Origin of the sequence: Actinomycetospora soli, from assembly GCF_021026295.1 — a bacterium.
In the GTDB taxonomy this organism is placed as follows: Bacteria; Actinomycetota; Actinomycetes; order Mycobacteriales; family Pseudonocardiaceae; genus Actinomycetospora; species Actinomycetospora soli.
In genome coordinates, this window is the sequence record NZ_JAJNDA010000003.1 from 376,402 (window position 1) to 396,170 (window position 19,769).

Here is a 19,769-nt window from a genome sequence, read left to right on the forward strand (position 1 = left end):
ACGCACTCCCGGCGGGGCCGGTGCACCGCGCGCCCGTGGGTACCGTCCCGTGTCGGGACACGGACCAGTGCACACAGGGCGGAGCCACCTCCATGGACCCGAAGACGACGTTGCAGCGGTACCTGACGCAGGCGCGCGACGCCGTCGTCTGGAAGCTGGAGGGGCTGGGCGAGTACGACGTCCGCCGGCCGCTCACCCCCACCGGCACCAACCTGCTCGGGCTGGTCAAGCACCTCGCGATCGTCGAGTCGGGGTACCTCGGTGAGGTCTTCGACCGGCCGTTCGCCGAGACCGCCGGGTGGTTCGAGGCGCACCCGGAGCCGGAGGCGGACCTGTGGGCGCCGGCCGAGGAGTCCCGCGCGGACGTCCTCGGGCTCTACGCCCGCGCCGCGGCCCACTCCGACGCGACGATCGAGGCGCTGGACCTCGACGCCCCGGGCCGGGTCCCGCACTGGCCCGAGGAGCGGGCCACCGTCACGCTGCACCAGGTCCTGGTGCACCTGATCGCGGAGACGAACCGGCACGGAGGGCACGCCGACATCGTCCGCGAGCTCGTCGACGGGGCGGCCGGGCTGCGCCGCGACCAGGACAACCTCGGTGGCCTCGCCGCGGCGCAGCGCCTGGGCCACGTGGCCCGGCTCGAGCGCAGCGCGCGGCGGGCCGCCGGACTCACCGGCTGAGGCGCGCCTCGAGCTCGGCCGCGTCCGCGACGAACCACAGGTCGCGCCCCTGGTTGGCCTCGCGGGTCCAGTCCGCGACGGGCCCGGCCGTCGTCGTCGGCTCCCCGAGGACGACGAGCCGGACGCCGTACTGCACGAACTTCTGCGTGATCGCGCCCGCCACCCCCGTGCGCAGCACGAAGAAGTCGGGCGCGAGCCGCCCGACGGGCACGACCACGGTGTGCGCGCCCGCCCCGAACGCGTCGCCGAGGACGTCGAGCGCCGCGCGCTCGCCGTCGAGCAGCGGCCCGTCGTCGGGAAGGGTCAGCACGGTGTCCACGGGCGCCGATCCCAGCGGCGTCCGGCGCCCCCGGCAACCGATTTCAGCCCGAGGTGGCTTCGAGCTCCTCCGCGTCGACGAAGGCGGGCATCGTCGGGACGCTCCGGTCGACGACCACCGGGTTCGGCGCGCGGTTGATCAGCAGCCGCATGACGTCGGGCCGCGAGTAGTGACCGACCGGGTCGGCGGCCGACTTCGCGATCGCGATGAGCGAGAAGTCGAGGTCGGCGACGACCATGCCCTCCTCCGTCTCGGCCAGGTTCTCCCCCAGCGGCGAGCCCTCGGGGCCGAAGATGCGCGCGAACCCGCCGCCCTGCAGCAGGAGCTGCCGCTTGACCTCGGTGTCGCAGAAGAGGTCGTGCGCGGCCTGTCCGACCACGGCGCACGGAGCGACGACGAAGGTCTGCCCCTCCACCGCGTAGACCAGGCTCGCGGCGTTGTTGACCTCCGGGCCGAGCGCCTGCGCCGCGCCGCGGTAGACCGAGAAGCTCGGCCACGCGCCGACGTGGATCTGCTCGTTCATGCTGTACATCGCGTACTTGGTGAGCGGCTGGAAGTGCTCCCAGCAGTTCAGGGCGCCGACGCGGCCGAGGGCGGTGTCGTGGACCTGGATGTCGCTGCCGTCGCCCTCGCCGAACACGGAACGCTCGACGTGGGTCGGCTTGAGCTTGCGGCGCACGCTGACGACCTGGCCGGTGTCGGAGATCAGCGCCTGCGACATGTAGAGGCTGCCGCCGGCCCGCTCGGAGAACCCGAACACCACGTGGATCCCGTGCTGCTTCGCGGCGGCCGCGATGCGCGCCATGTGCTCGCCGTCGCGGGTCATCGAGTTCTCCGCGTAGCGCGGCACGAACGGCATGCCCATGGCGGGCGCGTCGAGCCAGATCCACCACGGGTAGCCGGGGATGAACGTCTCCGGGAACGTCACCAGCTGGGCGCCGCGCGCCGCGGCGTCCGCGATGTAGCTCGCCATGTGCTCGACACCGGCGTCCAGGTCCAGCCAGCGCGGCTCGGCCTGGACCGCGGCGGCACGTACCACGTGGGTCATGGGATCTCCTCGTCGTCTCGGGAGCGGCTCGTCCCCGGAGCGTGGCGGGGTCGGGCGGGCCCGGGATGACGATCCGTGCCGTCAGGTCTCGCGATCCGTGCCGTCCCGGTCGCGCCAGGCCGCGGGGCTCGTCCCGACGACCGCGCGGAAGGCCCGGTGGAACTGCGCCGGCCCCGCGAAACCGCACCGGTCGGCGACGACGGCGACGGGCGTCGGTCCTCCCCGCAGCAGCGCCTTCGCGCGCCGCACCCGCTCGTGGCGGACGAGCTCGGTCAGCGTCGTGCCCTCGGCGGCGAGCACGCGGAACAGGGTCCGCCGCGAGATGTGGCAGGCGGCGGCGACGCGGTCGGCGGTCGCGTCGGGGTCGAGGGCGACGCGGGCGACGACCGCGCGGACCCGCTCCCGCAACGCCGCGTCACCGGGCTCGGCGTGCCCGTCGGCGGCGAGCCCGAGCGCGAACTCGAGCAGCCCGAGGGCGTGCGGGGCGAGGCCCGCGACGGGGTGCCCGACGTCCTGCTGCCGGGCCAGCCCGACGAAGAAGTCGGTGACGAGCCGCGCGGGACCGACGCCGTCCAGGGCGCGGGCGGTGCAGCCGCGGGCCCGGCCCGACGGGATCGCCGACTTCGGCACCTGCACGACGAGCTGGCGGAAGGCCCCGTCGAAGTCGAGCGTGTAGGGCCGGGTGCTGTCGTAGAACGCCATCGCGCCCGGCTGCAGGGCGGCGATCCGCCCGTCCTGCCCGACGCGGCCGCACCCCTCGATCTGGATGCTGGCGAGCAGGTACTCCTCCTGGCTGCGCCGGACCAGCTCCCGGGTGCGGTCGACGCGCTGGGCGTCGGCGTCGACGGTGGAGAGCTCGACGTCGTCGAGGGCGTGGTGGGTGATCGCCCCGCGGAACGCGCCCCGGTGCCGCGGCCGGGCCGAGAGCTGGACGAAGGCGTCGCAGATCGAGTCGCGCCAGTAGTCGAAGGCCAGGTCCGGATCCACCGCGGCCGTGGACCACACGGCGTCGGCCGGGGTCGGACCCATGGCCGGGATCGAACAACGCTTCCGCGCGCGTGTCCAGCGTCACCGTGGCGACGACGGGTGCGTGCGCCGGGAGACGCGGGCTGCGCTGCTGAACCCCGCCGCCCGGCGCGACCCGACGTTCGGACCGCCCGGCGGAGCGGTTCGACCCGCCGTCAGTACGGGCGGGGCAGCAGCCGCGGGGTGGTCGCGGCGTACCCGGCGTAGCCCGGGAGGTCGCGGCGCAGCAGGGCGTCCTCCGCGTCCATCCGGTGGCGGTAGGCGGTGCCGACGGCGGCGAGGGTGAGCAGCGGGGCGAGCGCGTTGCGGGCACTCGTGGCGGCGCCGAGCCAGAGCAGGAGCACGCTCGCGTAGCCGGGGTGGCGCACGTGGCGGTACGGCCCGGTCCGGACGACGGGCTGGTCGGGGACGACCCGCAGCGCGTGCGCGTAGTGGCCGCGCAGGGCGCGCATCGCCCACACCCGCAGGCCGATGCCGCCGGCCTGGACGACGAGCCCCGCCGGGCCGCACCAGCGCGGCAGCCGCACCCCGTCGGCGAGCAGCGGGCTCGCGGCGATCACGCCGGCGGAGAAGACGTACGCCCGCGTGAGCTCGCCGATCCCCGCCTGGTGCTGCGGCTCGCCCCGGTCGTCACCGGTGACGGGCGGCCGGAGCCGCTCGACGGCCCACATGCCGCCGAAGGCGCCACCCACACCGAGCGCCGCCCAGAGGGTGTCGGTGACCGTGCGGTGCATGCGGCGGAGCCTAGGCACGCGACGCCGAGATCCGATCGAGCGGAGCGATGTGCTCGCTCAGCGATCACCTCGCTCGGCGGGTCCGGATCTTCTGGTCGTGCGTGGTCGGGATGGCGGGATTCGACCCCACGGCCCCTCGCTCCCGAAGTGCATGTTCCAGGCGTACATCAGTCCGAGACCGTCCGTCGAGCAGGGCAGGAGGAGCAGCCGGACCGGATCGCACGGCCCCGGTCGGTGCAGTTCTGGTGCACCTCGGGCGAGACGCCCGGCGGGATCAGCTCGCCTGGACGTTGGCGCGGCCGGCGAGCTCGGAGAGCAGACCGAGGAGGGCTTGCCGGTCGTGGCCGTCGACGCCGAGCGCCTCGGCCCGGTCCATGAACCGGTGGGTCACCTCGGGCAGCGGGGTGCTGCTCTGCTGGCTGACCCACAGCAGACACTCGAACGCACGCTCGGCGCTGACGTTGAAGGCCGCCATCAGCACACCGACCGCTTCGTCGTCACGAGTGGCGAAGGCCGACGAGCCCGGAGGTCGACGAGGCGCTCCTCGATGGCCTCGGCACGCTGCTGCGCCACCAGAGCCTCTTCGGCCCGCTCGGACGGCTCTCGGTTGATCGCCGCGGCGACCCACTCCACCGAGGGCTCGGCCTCTGGTCCGTCGAGGAAGTCGAGTAACGAGCACTCGGCGGGTTCGGTCACAGCGCAGTCTCCCTGTACGCGTGTGCGGTCGCAGGCACGCCTCCCGGACCTGCCGGGAGCGTCCGGACTCCGACCGTCCGGAAGGGAGTTTAGCAATACGCTTGTGCGCAATCGATGCGTCAGAAGGCGAAGCGTTATCGGCCGGCGTTGTGGACGCAGACGAAAAGGACCTCGGGGACCTCGGACACGAGTGCTCCTCGAGCTCGGGCAGCGGCGATCAGCCGCTCTCGGGCGAATCGTTCAGCCAGGACGGCCACGTGATCGTTGGTCTTCGCGGTGGCGGCGAGCAGGGGGCGGGACTCGACCAGGCAGGCCGCGACCGTCTCGTGGGAGAAGACCCCGGCGTACTGCTCGGTGAGGGCGTCATCGATTCGGGCCAGGTGGTGATCGGCGGACAGCAGGCTGAGGGCCTCGACGTCGCGGCGTGGCGGGAGCACGGGGCTCGTCGGGGCCGGGACTCGGTGACGGGTCGGGGAGGACGGGCTCGTGGCTCATCCTCATGGCCCTGTCCGGACCTGGTCACCTACGGGACGGGGCGGGAAGAGTCGTCGGCGCAGCCACAGCGAGACGTAGACGAGGGCGACGAGCACCGGGACCTCGATGAGCGGGCCGACCACCCCCGCGAGGGCCTGGCCGGAGGTGGCGCCGAAGGTCGCGATCGCCACGGCGATGGCCAGCTCGAAGTTGTTGCCCGCCGCGGTGAACGCCAGCGTGGTGGTCCGGCCGTAGCCCAGGCCGACGGCGCGCCCCAGGACGTAGGACCCGGCCCACATCACCGCGAAGTAGATCAGCAGCGGCAGCGCGATCCGGACGACGTCGAGCGGTCGGGAGGTGATGGCCTCACCCTGCAGCGCGAACAGGATGACGATGGTGAACAGCAGCCCGTAGAGCGCGAACGGCCCGATGCGGGGCAGGAACGTCGCCTCGTACCAGTCGCGGCCCTTGGCGCGTTCCCCGAGCCGACGGGTGAGGTAGCCGGCGAGCAGCGGGATGCCGAGGAAGATCAGCACGGAGCGGACGATCGCCCACGGGGAGACGTCCAGACCGGCCGTCGGGAGCCCGAGCCAGCCGGGGAGCACGGAGAGGTAGAACCAGCCCAGCGCGCCGAAGGCGAGGACCTGGAACACCGAGTTGAGGGCGACGAGGACGGCGGCGGCCTCGCGGTCGCCGCAGGCGAGGTCGTTCCAGATGATGACCATGGCGATGCAGCGGGCGAGCCCGACGATGATCAGCCCGGTGCGGTACTCGGGCAGGTCCGGGAGCAGCAGCCAGGCCAGGGCGAACATCAGGGCCGGGCCGATCAGCCAGTTCAGCACCAGCGAGGAGACCAGCAGGCGGCGGTCGCCGGTGACGGTGCCGAGGCGGTCGTAGCGGACCTTCGCGAGCACCGGGTACATCATCACGAGCAGGCCGAGGGCGATCGGCAGCGAGACCCCGTCGACCGCGACCGCGCCGAGAGCCTGCCCGAGCCCGGGGACCAGTCGCCCTGCGAGCAGCCCGACCGCCATCGCGGCGAGAATCCAGACCGGCAGGAACCGGTCGAGGGTGGAGAGCTTCCCGACGACCCCGGCCTCGGCCTGGTCGCTGGTCTCGGTGGCGTTGAACGCGCTCACGCCTCCACCACCGGCAGCACCGGACGCTCGCCCGGCGCGGCTGCACCAGCGGGGTCGGCGGGGACGAGGACGGTGGCGACCTGGGCGAGCAGCTCGGGCCGCACCCGGTAGTAGACCCAGGTGCCGCGGCGCTCACCGGTGATCAGACCCGCCTCGCGCAGCACCTTGAGGTGATGGGAGATCGTGGGGCCGGTCAGGTCGAAGACGTCGGTCAGGTCGCACACGCACGCCTCGCCGCCGACGTGGGAGGCGATCAGCGAGAGCAGCCGCAGACGCACCGGGTCGCCCATCGCCTTGAACACCCGCGCCAGTTCGGTGGACTGGTCGGCTGTCAACGGCTGCCGGGCCAGCGGTGAGCAGCATCCGACGACGTCGGCGAGCTGGGCGAGGACCCGCTCCCCCGCCTCTTGCTTTGACATGCGTCTACCTTGACGTCGGTCTACACAGCGCGCAAGGTCTGAATCGACAGCCATCGAGACAGCGGCAGGATCAGGAGAACAAGCGATGTCCCGCGTCCAGCTCGCCCTCCGCGTGTCCGACCTCGAGGGGTCGATCCGCTTCTACAGCCGGCTCTTCGGCGCCGAGCCGGCCAAGCGCCGCCCCGGCTACGCGAACTTCGCCATCACCGAGCCCCCGCTCAAGCTCGTCCTGCTCGAAGGCGACCCGGACCGCCCCACCGTGATGGATCACCTCGGCGTCGAGGTCGAGACCACCGCCGAGGTCGATGACGCCACCGCCCGCCTCGACGAGCTCGGCCTGTTCACCCAGGTCGAGGCCGACACCACCTGCTGCTACGCCCGCCAGGACAAGGTCTGGGTCCACGGCCCCGGCCACGAGCCCTGGGAGGTCTACACCGTCAAGGAGGACTCCCAGGACTACGGCCACGACGGCATCGTCACCCAGCCCATGGGCTCGGGCGCAACGGCCGACGGCCGGGCCGCGTGTTGCTCCGACGCGAGCGCGGCAACCGCCGCGTCCTGATCGTCGGGACGAGTCGGCGGCACCTCCGCAGGCCGTTGCGCGCGCCGCGGGCTCATCCCCGGCTGCACCTCCCGTGCTGCCTGTTCAGGAACGCCCCGGACCGGCCGCCGCTGCCGAACTCGCGCGAGAGCTTCTCGCTCCCCTGGGCGCTCGCTGGGCGCACACCCAGCACGTCTCCCGGAGGGCCGAGGAGCTGTCGCCCGCCGTGCCGGCCGAGGAGCGGGACCTCCTGGTTGTCGCCGCCTGGTGGCACGACCGCACCGGGCGGTCGAGAAGCAGTGCTGCTCCGTCGGGCGCTGCCGTGGCCGGCACCCGCGGTACGTCAGGTGCACGACGTCCACGCGGTGCTCCGCAACGCCCTCGGCCACGCATCGCGACTGGAGCTGGTGCCTCGCAACCGTCGCGAAGCTCGTCGAGGTCAGGACGCCTCGCGACGAGGTCGGCAAGGGACTGCCGGTGGAGCAGGCCCGCGCGTTCCTCGCCCGCCTACGTGGTCGCGGCGACGCTCGGGCTGTGCCGCGGTCAGGTGCTCGGGCTGCGCTGGTCGGACATCGACCCCGACGCCGCGACCCCTGACCGTCGAGCAGACCGTGCAGCGAGTGAAGGACCGCCTGACCATCGACGGCGCCGATGACGACAGCTCCGAAGCCACGATTCCGCGGCCCGAGGTCACCCGACGCGCCCTGCCCCGCACAGCGCAAGCGTCAGGCCGTGGAGCGGGCGGCAGCCGTGGAGTCCGGATGACCATGACGATGTCCGCGCACAAGAACCTCGACGCCATCGACCGGGACGCTGAGCAGTGAGCCGTTGCCGTACGACTGTCGTCAGCGAGGCCCTCGACGCCGGCCGACCGTCCGCGTCCGTGCTGGTCGTGCGTGGTCGGGGTGGCGGGATTCGAACCCACGGCCCCTCGCTCCCAAAGCGAGTGCGCTACCAAGCTGCGCCACACCCCGTCTGCGCCGAGTGTAGGGCGCCCGTGCGCCGCGCCTCACGCGAGTTCGACGACGCCGACTCCGGGGGGTCACCCCGGGGCGTCGGTCGGCGGTCGGTGGCGCCGCCGTGCGGGCGCCACCGGCTCCTCGACGGCCGGGCAGCGGTCGCCGCTCCGGCCGGAGTTCGTCGTGCTGGGTCGTGCTGGGTCGTGCTCGACGGGCCGTGCGGACGTCGTCGTCCGCACCCGTCGTCGTGCTGGGTCGTGCTCGGGTCAGTCGAGCCCGCGGACGATGTGGTCCTCGTCCATGTCGATGACCCTGGTGTCGCGCTCCGTGTCCATGCTCCGGTCCTTTCCGGTCGCTCTCATCGGCCTACGCGGCCATGGTTCACGCGTCGCCGGACCTACCGTGAAGTACCAGGTGAGCGTCACACATCAGCAACGTGTGCCGGCACCATCGCGTCCGTCGACCGCGCTTGTGTACCCGTTCACACTGCGTTCAGCCAAGGGCTAAACCGTGACAGAGCGTCTACTGAACGATCCAGTAACCCGAAGTTCACACCGGCGGGCAACCGCCTGGACGGAGCAGCGTCTCCGGGGTACGCCCGGCAGCGTGGCGCCGTTCGGGTATCGGCTACGGTGGTCACGGTCCGGGGTGCCGGACCGTCGCGGGCGTAGCTCAATGGTAGAGCCCCAGTCTTCCAAACTGGCTACGCGGGTTCGATTCCCGTCGCCCGCTCCAGGCCACCTCGCGGGGTCCGCGAACACGACTGCTGCGGACGTGTACCGTCGGTCGCGTTGCAGTCTCGTTTTCCTCGCCGTGCGCGGTGCCGTGGATCATGTGACAACGGCCCCGGTCAGCATCGCTGGAGGAACGTCTCCCGCGCGAGTGCGCCGGCGTCGGGCAATGCCCGCGGACAGATCGCCCGCGGGGAGCTCGACCCTGAAAGAGGATTCGTGGCTGAAGGAACGGTCAAGTGGTTCAACGCGGAGAAGGGCTTCGGCTTCATCGCGCCTGACGACGGTGGCAAGGACGTCTTCGTCCACTACTCGGCGATCACCGGCGGCGGCTTCCGCTCGCTCGACGAGAACCAGCGCGTGAGCTTCGAGTCCAGCCAGGGCGCGAAGGGCCCGCAGGCGGACCAGGTGCAGGCGCTCTAGCTCGCACCGACCCGGTCGGGCGCCGCCACACCCGGCGCCGCCGCCCGACCCGCCGGGGCTGTGGACCCACGCCTCATACCCGTGGGACCACAGCCCCTCCGTCGTCTCCGGAGGTCTCCGGAGGTCTCAGGCCTCCGACACGAACCGCCGGAACGCCCGCGCGGCCAGCTCGTCCGCGTGCTGCGTCGCCGCGATGTCCGGGAAGAACACGTCGAACCCGTGCGGGAGCCCCGGCAGCACGTGCAGCTCCGTGGGGACACCGGAGCGCAGCAGCCGCCAGGCGTAGTCGACCACCTCGTCGCGCAGCGGGTCGTTCTGCCCCACCAGGATCGCCGCCGGGCACAGGCCCGTCAGGTCCTCCGTGCGGTTGGGCACGATGTACGGCGTCGGCGGACCGAGGTTCGCCATCACCTGCGCGATCGCCTCCTCCGGGATCACCGGCAGGCCCTCGCGACGCGAGGCGTGCGCGGGCAGCACCCGGTCGTCGGTGTTCGGGTACAGCGCGAGCTGCAGGGCGGGCGCGGTGTCGCCGCGGTCGCGGGCCAGCTGCGCGAGCGCGAGCGTCAGCATCCCCCCGCCGCTCGAACCCGTGACGGCGAGCCGGCGCGGGTCGACGTCGTAGGCCTCGGGGTGCTCGGTCGTATGACGGAGGACCGAGTACGCGTCGTCGAGGATGGTCGCGGGCGGGTGGTCGGGCGCCATCCGGAAGTCGACGCTCACCCCGACGGCACCGGTGTCGCGCGTGAGCGCCACGCACCGGCGGTGCTCGGTGTTGAGACTCCCGAACGACAGCCCGCCGCCGTGGAACAGCACGTACCCCGGCCGGTTCGGATGCGGCTGCGCGGGCCGGTAGACGCGTACGCCGACCTCGTGGTCGCCCGCGGTGTTCGGCACCGTCGCGTGCGTCCAGTGGACGTCCGGCTCGGGCGCGGGGTCGGGTCCCGGGTCGCGCAGTACCGCGAGCACGGCCGGATCGGAGAGGTCGCCGCGCCCCGACGGGAACGCCGCCATCCGGTCACGCAGTTCCGGGTCCCACCACGTCATGCCCCGTGCCTTCCCCGACCGGCGGGGCGGCCACACCCGCCGTCAGGACGACAGCACCTCGTCGAGGCGCTCGTAGCCCTGGACGACGCCCTCCTCCATCCCGGAGGCGAGCATCGCGTCGCGCCCCTCGAACGATCCGCACAGCGAGAAGCCCTCGATGCGGCACCGGCCGCCGGGGAGCTCGGTGAACGTCATGGTCTCCAGCGCCACCTGGTCGGCGAACGGGACGTAGGCGAAGGTCTGGACGATGCGCTCGTCGAGACGGATCTCGTGGAACGAACCGAGGAAGTGGTGCTCGGTCCCGTCCTCCCCGACGTGGGTGTAGGCGTAGCCCCCGCCGGTCTGCGCGTCCCAGCGCTGCACGGTCATCGTCAGGCGCCGCGGGCCGAGCCACTGCACGACGAGCTCCGGGTCGACGTGGGCGCGGAAGACCGCGGACACGGAGGCGTCGAACTCGCGGGTGATGCGGATGGCCGGGACGGTGGGGTCGGCCTCGATGGTGGTGGCCAGGGTGGTGTTCACGGGTTCCTCCGGAGGACGTCGTCGAGCCGCTGGTACCGGAGCTCGGCCCGGCGGCGGTAGGTGTCGATCCAGCCCGTCAGCAGGTCGAACACGTCGACCTCGAGGTGCGCCCAGCGTTGCTGGCCGTCCCGTCGGCGGCTGATCAGGCCGGCCGTCTCGAGCACCCGCAGGTGCTTGGAGACGGCCTGCAGGCTCACGTCGTGGTGGGACGCGAGCTCCGTGACGGTCATGTCGTCGGCGGTGAGGCGGGCGACGATGTCCCGTCGGATCGGGTCGGCCAGGGCGGCGAACGCTCGGGAGAGCTCGTCGTCCACGCCCGGCTCCGGTCCTTGTATTCAACCTCTCGGTTGAGTACGAATTTAGGACCAACGAATGCGGTACGTCAACGACGAATCGTGCGAGATGCGGGAATCACGAATCGTTACGGAACTCGATCAACTTCACCCGAAGGAACCAGGCGTCACCTGGTCGAGCGCGTCGAGGGGCCGTTCGCCACACGTGAAGCCGCCGTCAGGCGGCATCCGAGGCACCGATCGGTTCACTGAGGGTCCGTTCATCGAACGCACCCGAGATGAGAGCTCTTCTCAGGTTCAGGAGAGAGTCCCGTCCGTACAACGACGGCCCGGGCGGAAGGACACGCACCGGACCGCCGTGCCACCCCACCGGAAGGAGCTCTCTTGAGCAGCAGGACCAGCAGGATCGCGGCCACCACGATGCTCGCGGGCGTCGGCGTCGCCGCCATGGCCGGGTCGGCCAACGCCACCGAGTCGCACTCCCACGGCTCCGAGCACGTCAGCGGGCACACGACCCAGCACCACGGCGGAGGCCTCGTCGGCGGGCTGGTCGGCGCGGGCGGCCAGCTGCTCGGCGGGGTCACCGACCTCGTCGGCGGCGTGGTCACCGGCGTGGACGGCGTGGCCGGTCCGCTCGTCGGCGGCGTGACCACCGGCCTGTTCGGCTCGGCGGGCTGACGACCCCCGGCCGACCCCCGGACGGCCGGACCCGTCGTCGGAGCTGGGGAGCACCGGCGACGCGATGACGGTGCGACCGCTGCGCGTCGGGGCGCGGAGGAGCACCGGTGACGCGGGGCGGGTGGGTGATGCTGGAACCATCACCCACCCGCTCCGCCGATCCTCCCGCACGGGGGAGACTGTCGGCCATGTCCGGCAGTCGGGCCGCCGCGAAGGCGCGCACCCACGAGAACCTCCTGGACGCGGCGGCGACGGTGTTCGCCGAGCGCGGCTACGGTGCCGCGTCGGTCGAGGAGATCGCCCGGACCGCCGGCACCTCCGTGGGTTCGGTGTACGCGCACTTCACCAGCAAGGAGAAGCTCTTCGTCGCCCTCATGGAGCGGCGCTCCGACCGCGAGTTCGCCGAGGCGCAGGCCGAGCTCGCCGAGGGCTTCGAGGCCGCCGTCCCGGCCCTGAACCGGCGGCTGCTCGCCGAGGCCGACTCCGACCACCTCGCCGAGCTGGGCGCCGAGGCCTGGCTCTACGCGCTGCGCTCCTCCGCGTTCGGCGCGGAGCTCGCCGCCCACCACGAGCGGGTGCACGGCGTCATCACCGCGATGGTCGCGCAGGAGCGCACGCGCCGCGGGACCACGTTCGCGCTGTCCGACGCCGAGGTCGGCACCGTCGCCTCGGCGCTGGCCCGGGGCCTCGTGCAGCACCGCCGCCTGAGCCCCGGCTCGGTGCCCGACGACCTGTTCGGGCGCACCCTCACCGCTCTGCTGGCGGGTCTGGAGGCTCCTGCGTCCGTGCCGGCATCGGGTCCGGACGGTCCGGCGTCAGCCGACGCATGAGGTGGCAGCCCGCGATCGTCACCACGGTGCCGAACGCGATGCCGCCGAACTGCCCGCCGGAGAACTCCATGGTCACGTCGCCGACCCCGATGACGATGCCCGCGGCCAGCGGGACGAGCACCTCGGGGCGGGAGAAGTCGACCCGGTTCTCCACCCAGATGCGGGCGCCGAGCAGCCCGATCATCCCGTAGAGCACCACCGTGATGCCGCCCAGCACACCGCCCGGGGTGGCCGCGACGACCGCGCCGAACTTGGGGCAGAAACCGATCAGCACGGCGACCACCGCCGCCACCCAGTAGGCCGCCGTCGAGTACACGCGGGTCGCGGCCATGACGCCGATGTTCTCCGCGTACGTGGTGGTCGGGGAGCCGCCCACCCCGCCCGCGACCGCGGTCGCGATGCCGTCCGCGGCGAGCGCCCGGCCCAGGTAGGGGTCCAGGTCCTCCCGCGTCATCGATGCGACCGCCTTGACGTGCCCGGTGTTCTCCGCGATCAGGGCGACGACCACCGGGACGACGAGCAGGATCGCCGAGGCGCTGAACGCGGGCAGGTGCAGCCCGGGCGCGTCGGGGGTGCCCAGCGGCAGCCCGATCCACGGGGCGTCGGCGACCTTCGAGAAGTCCAGCCGGAGGTGGGTGGACACCACCCCGGACGCGTCCGGCGCGGTGATCGGGCCCAGGACGGCGTCGAGGACCATCGACAGGACGTAGCCGACGACGAGGCCGACGAGCACGGCGAGGCGTCCCAGCATCCCGCGGGCGGCGACCGCCACCACCATGACGACGAGCATGGTCACCAGGGCCACGCCCTGGTCCTGCGGCCAGTACGTCCCCGCGACGACGGGGGCGAGGTTGAAGCCGATCAGCAGCACGACCGCGCCGGTGACGGCGGGCGGGAGGATCGCCGAGATGACGCGGGCGCCGCCGAGGTGCACCGCGAGCCCGACGAGCGCGAGGACCACGCCGGTCACGGCGATCGCACCGGTGACCTCGGCGCTCGTGCCCCCGTCCGCCCGGACCGCGGCGACCACGCCGACGAACGACGCGCTCGTCCCGAGGTAGCTCGGCACGCGCCCGCGCGTCATCAGCAGGAACAGCATCGTCGCGAGCCCGGAGAGCAGGATCGCGAGGTTCGGGTCCAGGCCCATGAGCACGGGGAAGACGAACGTCGCCCCGAACATGGCGAGGACGTGCTGCATCCCGAGCCCGACGGTGCGGCCCCAGCTCATCCGCTCGTCGGGCCGCACCACCTCCCCCGGCCCGGGGGCACGGCCGTCGCCGTGCACCGTCCAGCGCAGGGTTCTCGTCACGCGCCACTCCTGTCGGTGCGTCCGAGCCGCTCGGCGACGTCGGCGCGCGGCGGGGGTTCCAGTGGGGGCAGGACGGTGCGCTCGGCGTCGACGCCGAGCCCGTCCAGCAGGAACGCGCGGTAGCGGTCCCAGACCTGCGGGTCGACCTCGCTCGAGAAGGGCGCCGCGATCGCCGCGAGCATGTGCGCCACCGACGGGATGTCGCGCGCCTCCAGGTCGGAGCGCACGACGCCCTGCTCCTTGGCGCGCTCCACGAGGTCGTGCAGCCGGCCGACGAACTGCAGGACGATCTCCGGGGTGAACGCGCCCGCGTCCTTGGCCGCCCGCAGGATGCCCCGCCGGTGCACGAACGCGCGCGCGATGCCCTCCACGAGCTCCGCGATCCCCCGGGCCGGGTCCGTCTCGGCCTCGACGCGGGCGAACAGCGGCTCGACGGCCTCCGCGAAGTACTCCGCGAACACCGCCGTGACCAGCTCGTCGCGGCCGCCGAAGCGCCGGTAGAGCGTCGACGGTCCGACCCCCGCGCGCCGCGCGACCTCCTCGAGCGGCACGTCGGGGCCGACCTCCTCGAACGCCTCCCGCGCCGCGGCCACGATGGCGCGGTGGTTGCGGGCGGCGTCCGCGCGCAACGGTCGGGAGGACAGCTCGGTCACGGGCGGGGACGCTAGCAGCGCGACGTCGCGATCCGGACGTGTCGCACACGACCGGACCGCAGACGACTCCTCACTCCCGGCCCCGTGGTCGAGCTCCGCCGCGCTACGTCCCCTCGATCGACAGGGCGCCCGACGGGCACGACCCCACCGCGTTGCGGGCGGCTTCGGCGTCGGCGCCCTCCGGGGTCTCCTGCAGCACGACGACGATCGCGTCGTCGTCCTGGTCGAAGACGTTCTCGGCGGCGAGCACGCAGTTGCCCGCCCCGATGCAGACGTCGCGGTCGGCTCGGATCTTCATGGTTCCCCTCCGGTGGTGGACGAAAGGACGGCTGATCTCACCAGGAGACCGGCAGGTGCCGCAGCCCGTAGACCACGGCGGCCGACCGGAACTCCGGGTCCCCGGCCACGGCCAGCGACGGGAAGCGCCGCAGCAGGGCCGGGAAGGCGGTGGCCATCTCCATGCGCGCGAGCGGCGCCCCGAGACAGTGGTGCACGCCGTGGCCGAACGCCACGTGCGGTGCGGCGGCCCGCCCGACGTCGAGCCGCTCGGGGTCCTCCACGAGCGCGCGGTCGCGGTCGGCGGCGGGCAGCGAGACGACGACGAAGTCGCCCTCGGCCAGCGCGGTCCCCGCGACCTCGGTGTCGCGCGTCACCCGCCGCGGTACGCCCGAGTGCACCACCGACAGGTAGCGCATGAGCTCCTCGACGGCGGGCGCGGTGGCGGTGGGGTCCGCGCGGACGGCGGCGGCCTGCTCGGGGTGCTCGAGCAGGGCGAGGGTGCCGAGGGCGAGCATGTTCGCCGTGGTCTCGTGGCCGGCGATGAGCAGCAGCGACGCCACACCGACCAGCTCCGCGCGGCTGAACTCCGCGCCGTGCTCGCGCACGAGCATGCCGAGCATGTCCTCGCCCGGGTCGGCGCTCGCCCGGTCGACCAGCGTGCCCATGTAGGCCCGCGACTCGGCCGCCACCGCACCGCGCTCGGCGAGCGGGCGCGTCAGGTCGAGCTGGATCGCGGCGCGACGGTGGAACTCGCCGCGGTCGGCGTAGGGCACGCCGAGCAGCTCGCAGATCACCAGGCTCGGGATCGGGAGCGCGAACGCCTCGACGAGGTCGGCGGGCGACCCGGCCCGCTCCATCGCGTCGAGGTGCTCGTCGACGATCTGTTCGATCCGCGGCTGGAGCCGGCGGATCCGCCGCACGGTGAACTCGCCCGTGAGCATCCGGCGCAGGCGGGTGTGGTCCGGCGGGTCGAGGGTGAGCAGGTTGCCCGCGCGCTGGTCGTCGTCGGACCCCGGCAGGGCCGGCATCCCGGCGCTGGAGAACCGGGTCGCGTCGCCGAGGACCTCCCGCACGTCCTCGTAGCGTGTCGCGAGCCACGCGTGCAGACCCAGCGGCGTGGTGACGCGTTCGAGCCCGGGCTGCTCCCGCAGCTCCGCCATCCGCGACGGCGGGTCGTACCGGTCGCGCTGCATGTGGAGCGGGAGGGAGATCGCAGCGGCCATGCGCCCGACGTTAGCACCGGAAACGGTAGCCGCCTGTCAGATACGTCGGGGGTCCGGGCGGGCACCCCGACGCATGAGCCGCACCGTCCTCGTCACCGGCGCCTCCCGGGGCCTCGGCACCGAGATCGCCCGCCAGTTGGCCGCCGCCGGCTGCACCGTCGTCGCCGGCACCCGCGACCCCGCCGACGGCGAGCGGGTCGCCGCCGAACTCGGCGTGCGGTCCGTGCCCCTCGACGTCACCGACCCCACCTCGGTGACCGCCGCCGTGGACTGGATCCACGAGCACCTCGGCCGGCTCGACGCGCTGGTGAACAACGCCGCGGTCAACTTCGACTCCGGCGCCGACCCGCTCACCGAGGACCTGGACGTGGTCGACGGGGCGTGGCGCACCAACGTGCTCGCGGTCTGGCGGCTGATCCAGGCCGCCGCGCCGTTGCTGCGCGAGGGGACCGAACCCGTCGTCGTGAACGTGACGAGCGAGCTGGGGTCGCTGGCCCGGATGCGGGCGCACTCCCCCGCGTACTCGGTGTCCAAGGCCGCGCTCAACGCAACGACGCGGGTGTTCGCCGACGCGCTCGCACCCGTCGTCGTGCAGTCGGTCTCCCCCGGCTGGACCGCGACCGACATGGGCGGCCGCGGTGGCCGCCCGGTCTCCGACGGCGCCGCGGGCATCGTCGCCGCCGTCCTGCGGCCCACGGTGCACCCGAGCGGCTCCTTCCTCGCCGACGGGCGCACCGTGCCCTGGTGAGTCACCCGGCGACGGCGCACTCCTTCGCCGCGGCCACGAAGTGCGCGACCGCAGGCGAGTGGTCGCTACGCCGGTACGCCACCTGCAGCGCGACCTGCGGGACGTCGCCGTCCAGCGGCAGGAACACCACCCCCGGCGGACGCAGGTTCGCGTAGTAGGACGGCTGCAGCGACACCCCGAGGCCGGCGGCGACGAGCCCGAGCTGGGTCTCGATGTCGGCGCCCTCGGCGACGATGCGCGGGCTGAACCCGTGGCCGAGGCAGTAGCTGACGATGATGTCGAAGAACGCGCGGCCCAGCGGCCGTGGCCAGAGCACGAAGTCCTCGTCGGCGAGCCGGGCCGGGTCGACGGTCGGGCCGCCGGCGAGCCGGTGGTCCGAGGGGACCGCGCACAGCAGCGGCTCGGCGACGAGGTGCTCCACCGCGACCGCCTCGGTCGGCTGCGCGGCCCGCACCAGCCCGACGTCGAGACGGTGGTCGGCGATCGCCACGAGCTGCGCGGAGGTGTCGTGCTGGCTCACCTCGAGCTGCAGGTCGGGGAACCGGGCGCGCACCGACCGCAGGATCCGCGGCGCGATCGACGCGAGCGCGGTGCCCACCGACCCGACCGTCAGCAGCCCCACCGCCCCGCGCGCCGCCTGCGTCACCAGCGACTGCGCCCGCTCGGCCTCGTAGAGCACCCGGGGCGCCGCCTCGAAGAGCACCCGGCCGGCCGCGGTGAGCTCGGTGGCGCGGCTGGACCGGTCGAACAGCGCGGCCCCGAGGCTCTTCTCCAGCGCACGGATCTGCTGCGAGAGCGCCGGCTGGCTCACGTGCAGGCGTCGGGCGGCCCGACTGAAGTGCAGCTCCGAGGCCACCGCGAGGAAGGCCCGCAGTTGTCGGAGCTCGAGGTCCATGGCGTCGATGGTGCACGAGGCGAACCCGACACGGCGGCGCCGACGCGGCCGCACGGATCCATAAGTCGCGCCTTCTGACATGAGTCGGGTTGCCGATCGGACGACGCCACCACCGCCCGCGGTCGGCTTGCAGGGTGGGGGTCGGCCCGTTGCACCCGACCCGGGAGCGCCGCATGAGCTCCGAGTACCGCGTGATCGTCGTCGGGTGCGGTGGCCCGGGCAGCGCCGCGCTCTACTGGGCGGCCCGCGCCGCGGGCGGGCGCGACGGGGCGGTGCTCGGACTGGAGGCCGGTCGCGCCGGTGGCCCCGACCGCAGCCTCGTGCTCGGCCGCACCCAGGCGCTGGACGTGCACGCCGCCCTCGCGCCCGCGGCGCTCGACACCTGGCACGACGTGGAGCGGGTGTCCGGACAGCAGCTCGCGGCCTCCACCGGCGAGCTCGTCGTGGCCGACCCCGGCACCCGCTCGGACGCCGTGGACGTGCTCGACGGCTACCGCGCCGTCGCCGCCCGCCACGGCACCGCACTCGAGGAGCTCGACGCGCGCGCCGTGCACGCCCGATGGCCGCAGGTCCGCCTCGCGGGTGGCGAGCGCGCGATCCACCACCGCGACGCCGGCGTGCTCGACGCCCGTCGTGCCGCCGCCGTGCACCTGGCCCTCGCGCGCGGCCAGGGCGCGCGGTACCGGGAGAACACCCCGGTGCGCGCGATCCGCCCGGCCGGCGGCCACGTCGACGTGCTCACCGACGACGCGGTCCACCGCGCCGACCAGGTCGTCGTCACCGCCGACGCCCTCGCGGCCGACCTGCTCGCCGACCTCGGCCGCCCGCTCCCGCTCGTCGCCCGCCACGAGCAGGTCACGCGCTACGCCACGGCCGACCTGCTCGACCACTCCCCCGGTCCGTTCCCCGTGGTGCGCTGGCACGGCGCGGAGGACCTCGTGGCCTACCCGGTGCACGGCGCGATCGCGACGACGCTCGACCAGGAACTCGACGGCGCGCCCTCCTTCGAGGCGGACGCGCTGCACCGCAAGCGCCGCGAGGAGTTCCTCGCCGAGCACCTGCCGCGCTTCGGCGGCCCGGAGCTGTCCAGCACGCACGGCGCCTCCACGCTCGCCCCCGACGGCCACCTCGTCGTCGACACCGTGCCCGAGGCGCCCGCCGTGCACGTGGCGGTGGGCACCGGCCACGCGGCCGCCTACGCCTCGCTGCTGGGGCGGGTGCTCGCGGAGTTCGCGACGGCGGGTCGCTCCCGCTTCCCGGTCGACGCCTTCACCCTCGACCGGCCCGCCCTGCTCGACGCCGACTTCGAGCGCCGCTTCGGGTTCTGACCCCGGGTTCCGGTCAGGACAACAGCTCGAACGTCACGCGCGGCGCCGCCGGGTCGCCCGTCATCGCGTGCACCACCTCCCGCGCCTGGTCCTCGACGGGCGCGTCGGAGAGTGCCTCGAGGTAGCGCCGGTGGCACACCAGGGAGGCCACCGCGCGCTCGACGTGCCCGGTGACGTCGACCTCGTGGCTCGGGGCCGGCGACGCCGCGACCGCCACGTGACGCACCGCGTGCGCGGGCCCGTCGTCGGGAAAGATCCAGCGGGTCCCGGCGTCGGCGACGGCGTCGATCGCCGCCCGCCCCACGGCGCGGTGGTCGGCGGAGTTCCAGCCGCCGCCCCCGGGCCAGCGCTCGTGGTGGTTCATGGTCACGACGACGTCGGGCCGGACGTCGCGGACCACGCGGGCGATCTCGCGCCGGAGCGCGACGGACTCGACCACGGTGCCGTCCGCGTGGTCGAGGAACCGCACGTCGTGCACCCCCACCGCCGCGGCCGACGCCCGTTCCTCGGCCTCCCGGGCAGGGCCGGCCTCGGCGGGCGGCAGGGTCGCGATCCCCGCCTCCCCGCGGGTCACGAGCAGGTAGGTGACGGTGCGGCCGGCCGCGGTCCACGCGGCGATGGCGGCGGAGACGCCGTACTCGAGGTCGTCGGGGTGGGCCGCGACGGCGAGGGCGTGGGACCAGTCGTCGGGGAAGCTCTCCATGCCCCGGAGCCTGCACCCTGAACCACGGTCGAGGTCCAGACCGGACGTTTCGGACACGCTGCGTAACGATCTCCC

General features: G+C 73.6%; 26 protein-coding genes and 2 tRNA genes. 9 read left to right on the forward strand and 19 right to left on the reverse strand.

Annotation, left to right across the window (positions count from 1 at the left end; all coding sequences use genetic code 11):
• The first annotated feature begins 92 nt into the window (after positions 1-92).
• Positions 93-680, forward strand: a complete 588-nt coding sequence (locus tag LN037_RS06635) for a DinB family protein (RefSeq protein ID WP_230751001.1) — start codon at positions 93-95, stop codon at positions 678-680.
• On the opposite strand, the gene LN037_RS06640 is transcribed toward LN037_RS06635, so the two are convergent.
• The 9 genes from LN037_RS06640 to LN037_RS06680 all read right to left on the reverse strand — a co-directional run bounded on the left by LN037_RS06640 (position 670) and on the right by LN037_RS06680 (position 6,535).
• Positions 670-999 carry a DUF4180 domain-containing protein gene (locus tag LN037_RS06640; RefSeq protein ID WP_230751002.1) on the reverse strand — a complete coding sequence of 110 codons (330 nt, stop codon included), beginning with the start codon at positions 997-999 and terminating at the stop codon, positions 670-672. The genes LN037_RS06635 and LN037_RS06640 overlap by 11 nt on opposite strands.
• Positions 1,000-1,042: 43 nt before the next feature.
• A complete protein-coding gene (locus LN037_RS06645) occupies positions 1,043-2,047 on the reverse strand; it encodes a carbon-nitrogen hydrolase family protein (protein ID WP_230751004.1) in 1,005 nt (334 codons plus the stop codon).
• An 81-nt stretch (positions 2,048-2,128) separates the two neighbouring features.
• On the reverse strand, positions 2,129-3,076 hold the full coding sequence (locus LN037_RS06650) for an AraC family transcriptional regulator (RefSeq protein ID WP_230751006.1): 948 nt from the start codon (positions 3,074-3,076) through the stop codon (positions 2,129-2,131).
• A gap of 152 nt (positions 3,077-3,228) precedes the next feature.
• Positions 3,229-3,807: a methyltransferase family protein gene (locus LN037_RS06655; protein WP_230751009.1), complete on the reverse strand. Its 579-nt coding sequence runs from the start codon at positions 3,805-3,807 to the stop codon at positions 3,229-3,231.
• 274 nt (positions 3,808-4,081) lie between these two features.
• Positions 4,082-4,282 (reverse strand): hypothetical protein, encoded by a 201-nt coding sequence (locus tag LN037_RS06660; RefSeq protein WP_230751012.1) that lies wholly within the window; start codon positions 4,280-4,282, stop codon positions 4,082-4,084.
• Positions 4,282-4,503, reverse strand: a complete 222-nt coding sequence (locus LN037_RS06665) for a hypothetical protein (protein ID WP_230751014.1) — start codon at positions 4,501-4,503, stop codon at positions 4,282-4,284. The genes LN037_RS06660 and LN037_RS06665 overlap by 1 nt, the downstream gene beginning before the upstream one ends.
• Before the next feature lie 134 nt (positions 4,504-4,637).
• Positions 4,638-4,940, reverse strand: coding sequence for a three-helix bundle dimerization domain-containing protein (locus tag LN037_RS06670; RefSeq protein ID WP_230751017.1), 303 nt, complete (start codon positions 4,938-4,940; stop codon positions 4,638-4,640).
• A gap of 60 nt (positions 4,941-5,000) precedes the next feature.
• On the reverse strand, positions 5,001-6,116 hold the full coding sequence (gene arsB / locus LN037_RS06675; protein WP_308286116.1) for an ACR3 family arsenite efflux transporter: 1,116 nt from the start codon (positions 6,114-6,116) through the stop codon (positions 5,001-5,003).
• Entirely contained in the window at positions 6,113-6,535 is a 423-nt protein-coding gene (locus tag LN037_RS06680) for an ArsR/SmtB family transcription factor (protein WP_230751020.1), read from the reverse strand. The genes arsB and LN037_RS06680 overlap by 4 nt, the downstream gene beginning before the upstream one ends.
• Positions 6,536-6,620: 85 nt before the next feature.
• Here LN037_RS06680 and LN037_RS06685 point away from each other — a divergent pair, with 85 nt between their 5' ends.
• Complete coding sequence (locus LN037_RS06685; protein WP_230751022.1) at positions 6,621-7,097, forward strand: ArsI/CadI family heavy metal resistance metalloenzyme; 477 nt, start codon at positions 6,621-6,623, stop codon at positions 7,095-7,097.
• 599 nt (positions 7,098-7,696) lie between these two features.
• The gene (locus LN037_RS06690; RefSeq protein ID WP_230751025.1) at positions 7,697-7,900 is read left to right on the forward strand and encodes a hypothetical protein; all 204 of its coding nucleotides are present in this window, start codon (positions 7,697-7,699) and stop codon (positions 7,898-7,900) included.
• Between the two features lie 73 nt (positions 7,901-7,973).
• Here the strand turns inward: LN037_RS06690 and LN037_RS06695 are convergent.
• A tRNA-Pro gene (locus tag LN037_RS06695) sits at positions 7,974-8,050 on the reverse strand.
• Positions 8,051-8,696: 646 nt separating this feature from the next.
• On the opposite strand from LN037_RS06695, the gene LN037_RS06700 reads away from it, so the two are divergent.
• Together LN037_RS06700 and LN037_RS06705 are read left to right on the forward strand one after the other, a co-directional pair.
• Positions 8,697-8,770 (forward strand) — tRNA-Gly (locus LN037_RS06700).
• A gap of 215 nt (positions 8,771-8,985) precedes the next feature.
• Positions 8,986-9,189 carry a cold-shock protein gene (locus tag LN037_RS06705; protein ID WP_018335397.1) on the forward strand — a complete coding sequence of 68 codons (204 nt, stop codon included), beginning with the start codon at positions 8,986-8,988 and terminating at the stop codon, positions 9,187-9,189.
• A gap of 126 nt (positions 9,190-9,315) precedes the next feature.
• On the opposite strand, the gene LN037_RS06710 is transcribed toward LN037_RS06705, so the two are convergent.
• Genes LN037_RS06710 through LN037_RS06720 form a run of 3 tightly spaced genes read right to left on the reverse strand, consistent with a single transcriptional unit; the run spans position 9,316 to position 11,069 of the window.
• Positions 9,316-10,233 carry an alpha/beta hydrolase gene (locus LN037_RS06710; protein WP_230751027.1) on the reverse strand — a complete coding sequence of 306 codons (918 nt, stop codon included), beginning with the start codon at positions 10,231-10,233 and terminating at the stop codon, positions 9,316-9,318.
• Between the two features lie 42 nt (positions 10,234-10,275).
• A complete protein-coding gene (locus LN037_RS06715; protein ID WP_230751029.1) occupies positions 10,276-10,755 on the reverse strand; it encodes an SRPBCC family protein in 480 nt (159 codons plus the stop codon).
• Entirely contained in the window at positions 10,752-11,069 is a 318-nt protein-coding gene (locus tag LN037_RS06720) for an ArsR/SmtB family transcription factor (protein ID WP_230751031.1), read from the reverse strand. Before LN037_RS06720 ends, LN037_RS06715 begins: the two co-directional genes overlap by 4 nt.
• Positions 11,070-11,432: 363 nt before the next feature.
• Between LN037_RS06720 and LN037_RS06725 the strand changes: the two genes are divergently transcribed.
• Positions 11,433-11,726 (forward strand): hypothetical protein, encoded by a 294-nt coding sequence (locus LN037_RS06725; protein ID WP_230751032.1) that lies wholly within the window; start codon positions 11,433-11,435, stop codon positions 11,724-11,726.
• Positions 11,727-11,914: 188 nt separating this feature from the next.
• The gene (locus tag LN037_RS06730; protein ID WP_230751034.1) at positions 11,915-12,556 is read left to right on the forward strand and encodes a TetR/AcrR family transcriptional regulator; all 642 of its coding nucleotides are present in this window, start codon (positions 11,915-11,917) and stop codon (positions 12,554-12,556) included.
• Here LN037_RS06730 and LN037_RS06735 read toward each other — a convergent pair.
• The 4 genes from LN037_RS06735 to LN037_RS06750 all read right to left on the reverse strand — a co-directional run bounded on the left by LN037_RS06735 (position 12,474) and on the right by LN037_RS06750 (position 16,020).
• A complete protein-coding gene (locus tag LN037_RS06735; RefSeq protein WP_230751036.1) occupies positions 12,474-13,865 on the reverse strand; it encodes a uracil-xanthine permease family protein in 1,392 nt (463 codons plus the stop codon). The genes LN037_RS06730 and LN037_RS06735 overlap by 83 nt on opposite strands.
• Positions 13,862-14,518, reverse strand: a complete 657-nt coding sequence (locus LN037_RS06740) for a TetR/AcrR family transcriptional regulator (protein ID WP_230751037.1) — start codon at positions 14,516-14,518, stop codon at positions 13,862-13,864. The genes LN037_RS06735 and LN037_RS06740 overlap by 4 nt, the downstream gene beginning before the upstream one ends.
• A gap of 103 nt (positions 14,519-14,621) precedes the next feature.
• Positions 14,622-14,816, reverse strand: a complete 195-nt coding sequence (locus LN037_RS06745; RefSeq protein WP_230751039.1) for a ferredoxin — start codon at positions 14,814-14,816, stop codon at positions 14,622-14,624.
• A 37-nt stretch (positions 14,817-14,853) separates the two neighbouring features.
• The gene (locus tag LN037_RS06750; protein WP_230751041.1) at positions 14,854-16,020 is read right to left on the reverse strand and encodes a cytochrome P450; all 1,167 of its coding nucleotides are present in this window, start codon (positions 16,018-16,020) and stop codon (positions 14,854-14,856) included.
• 73 nt (positions 16,021-16,093) lie between these two features.
• On the opposite strand from LN037_RS06750, the gene LN037_RS06755 reads away from it, so the two are divergent.
• A complete protein-coding gene (locus LN037_RS06755) occupies positions 16,094-16,768 on the forward strand; it encodes an SDR family NAD(P)-dependent oxidoreductase (protein WP_230751043.1) in 675 nt (224 codons plus the stop codon).
• A 1-nt stretch (position 16,769) separates the two neighbouring features.
• Here LN037_RS06755 and LN037_RS06760 read toward each other — a convergent pair whose 3' ends face one another.
• On the reverse strand, positions 16,770-17,663 hold the full coding sequence (locus LN037_RS06760) for a LysR family transcriptional regulator (protein ID WP_230751044.1): 894 nt from the start codon (positions 17,661-17,663) through the stop codon (positions 16,770-16,772).
• A gap of 173 nt (positions 17,664-17,836) precedes the next feature.
• Here LN037_RS06760 and LN037_RS06765 point away from each other — a divergent pair, with 173 nt between their 5' ends.
• Complete coding sequence (locus tag LN037_RS06765; protein WP_230751047.1) at positions 17,837-18,991, forward strand: FAD-dependent oxidoreductase; 1,155 nt, start codon at positions 17,837-17,839, stop codon at positions 18,989-18,991.
• Between the two features lie 13 nt (positions 18,992-19,004).
• Here the strand turns inward: LN037_RS06765 and LN037_RS06770 are convergent, their stop codons facing one another.
• Entirely contained in the window at positions 19,005-19,694 is a 690-nt protein-coding gene (locus LN037_RS06770; protein WP_230751049.1) for a PIG-L deacetylase family protein, read from the reverse strand.
• Between the last annotated feature and the right edge of the window lie 75 nt (positions 19,695-19,769).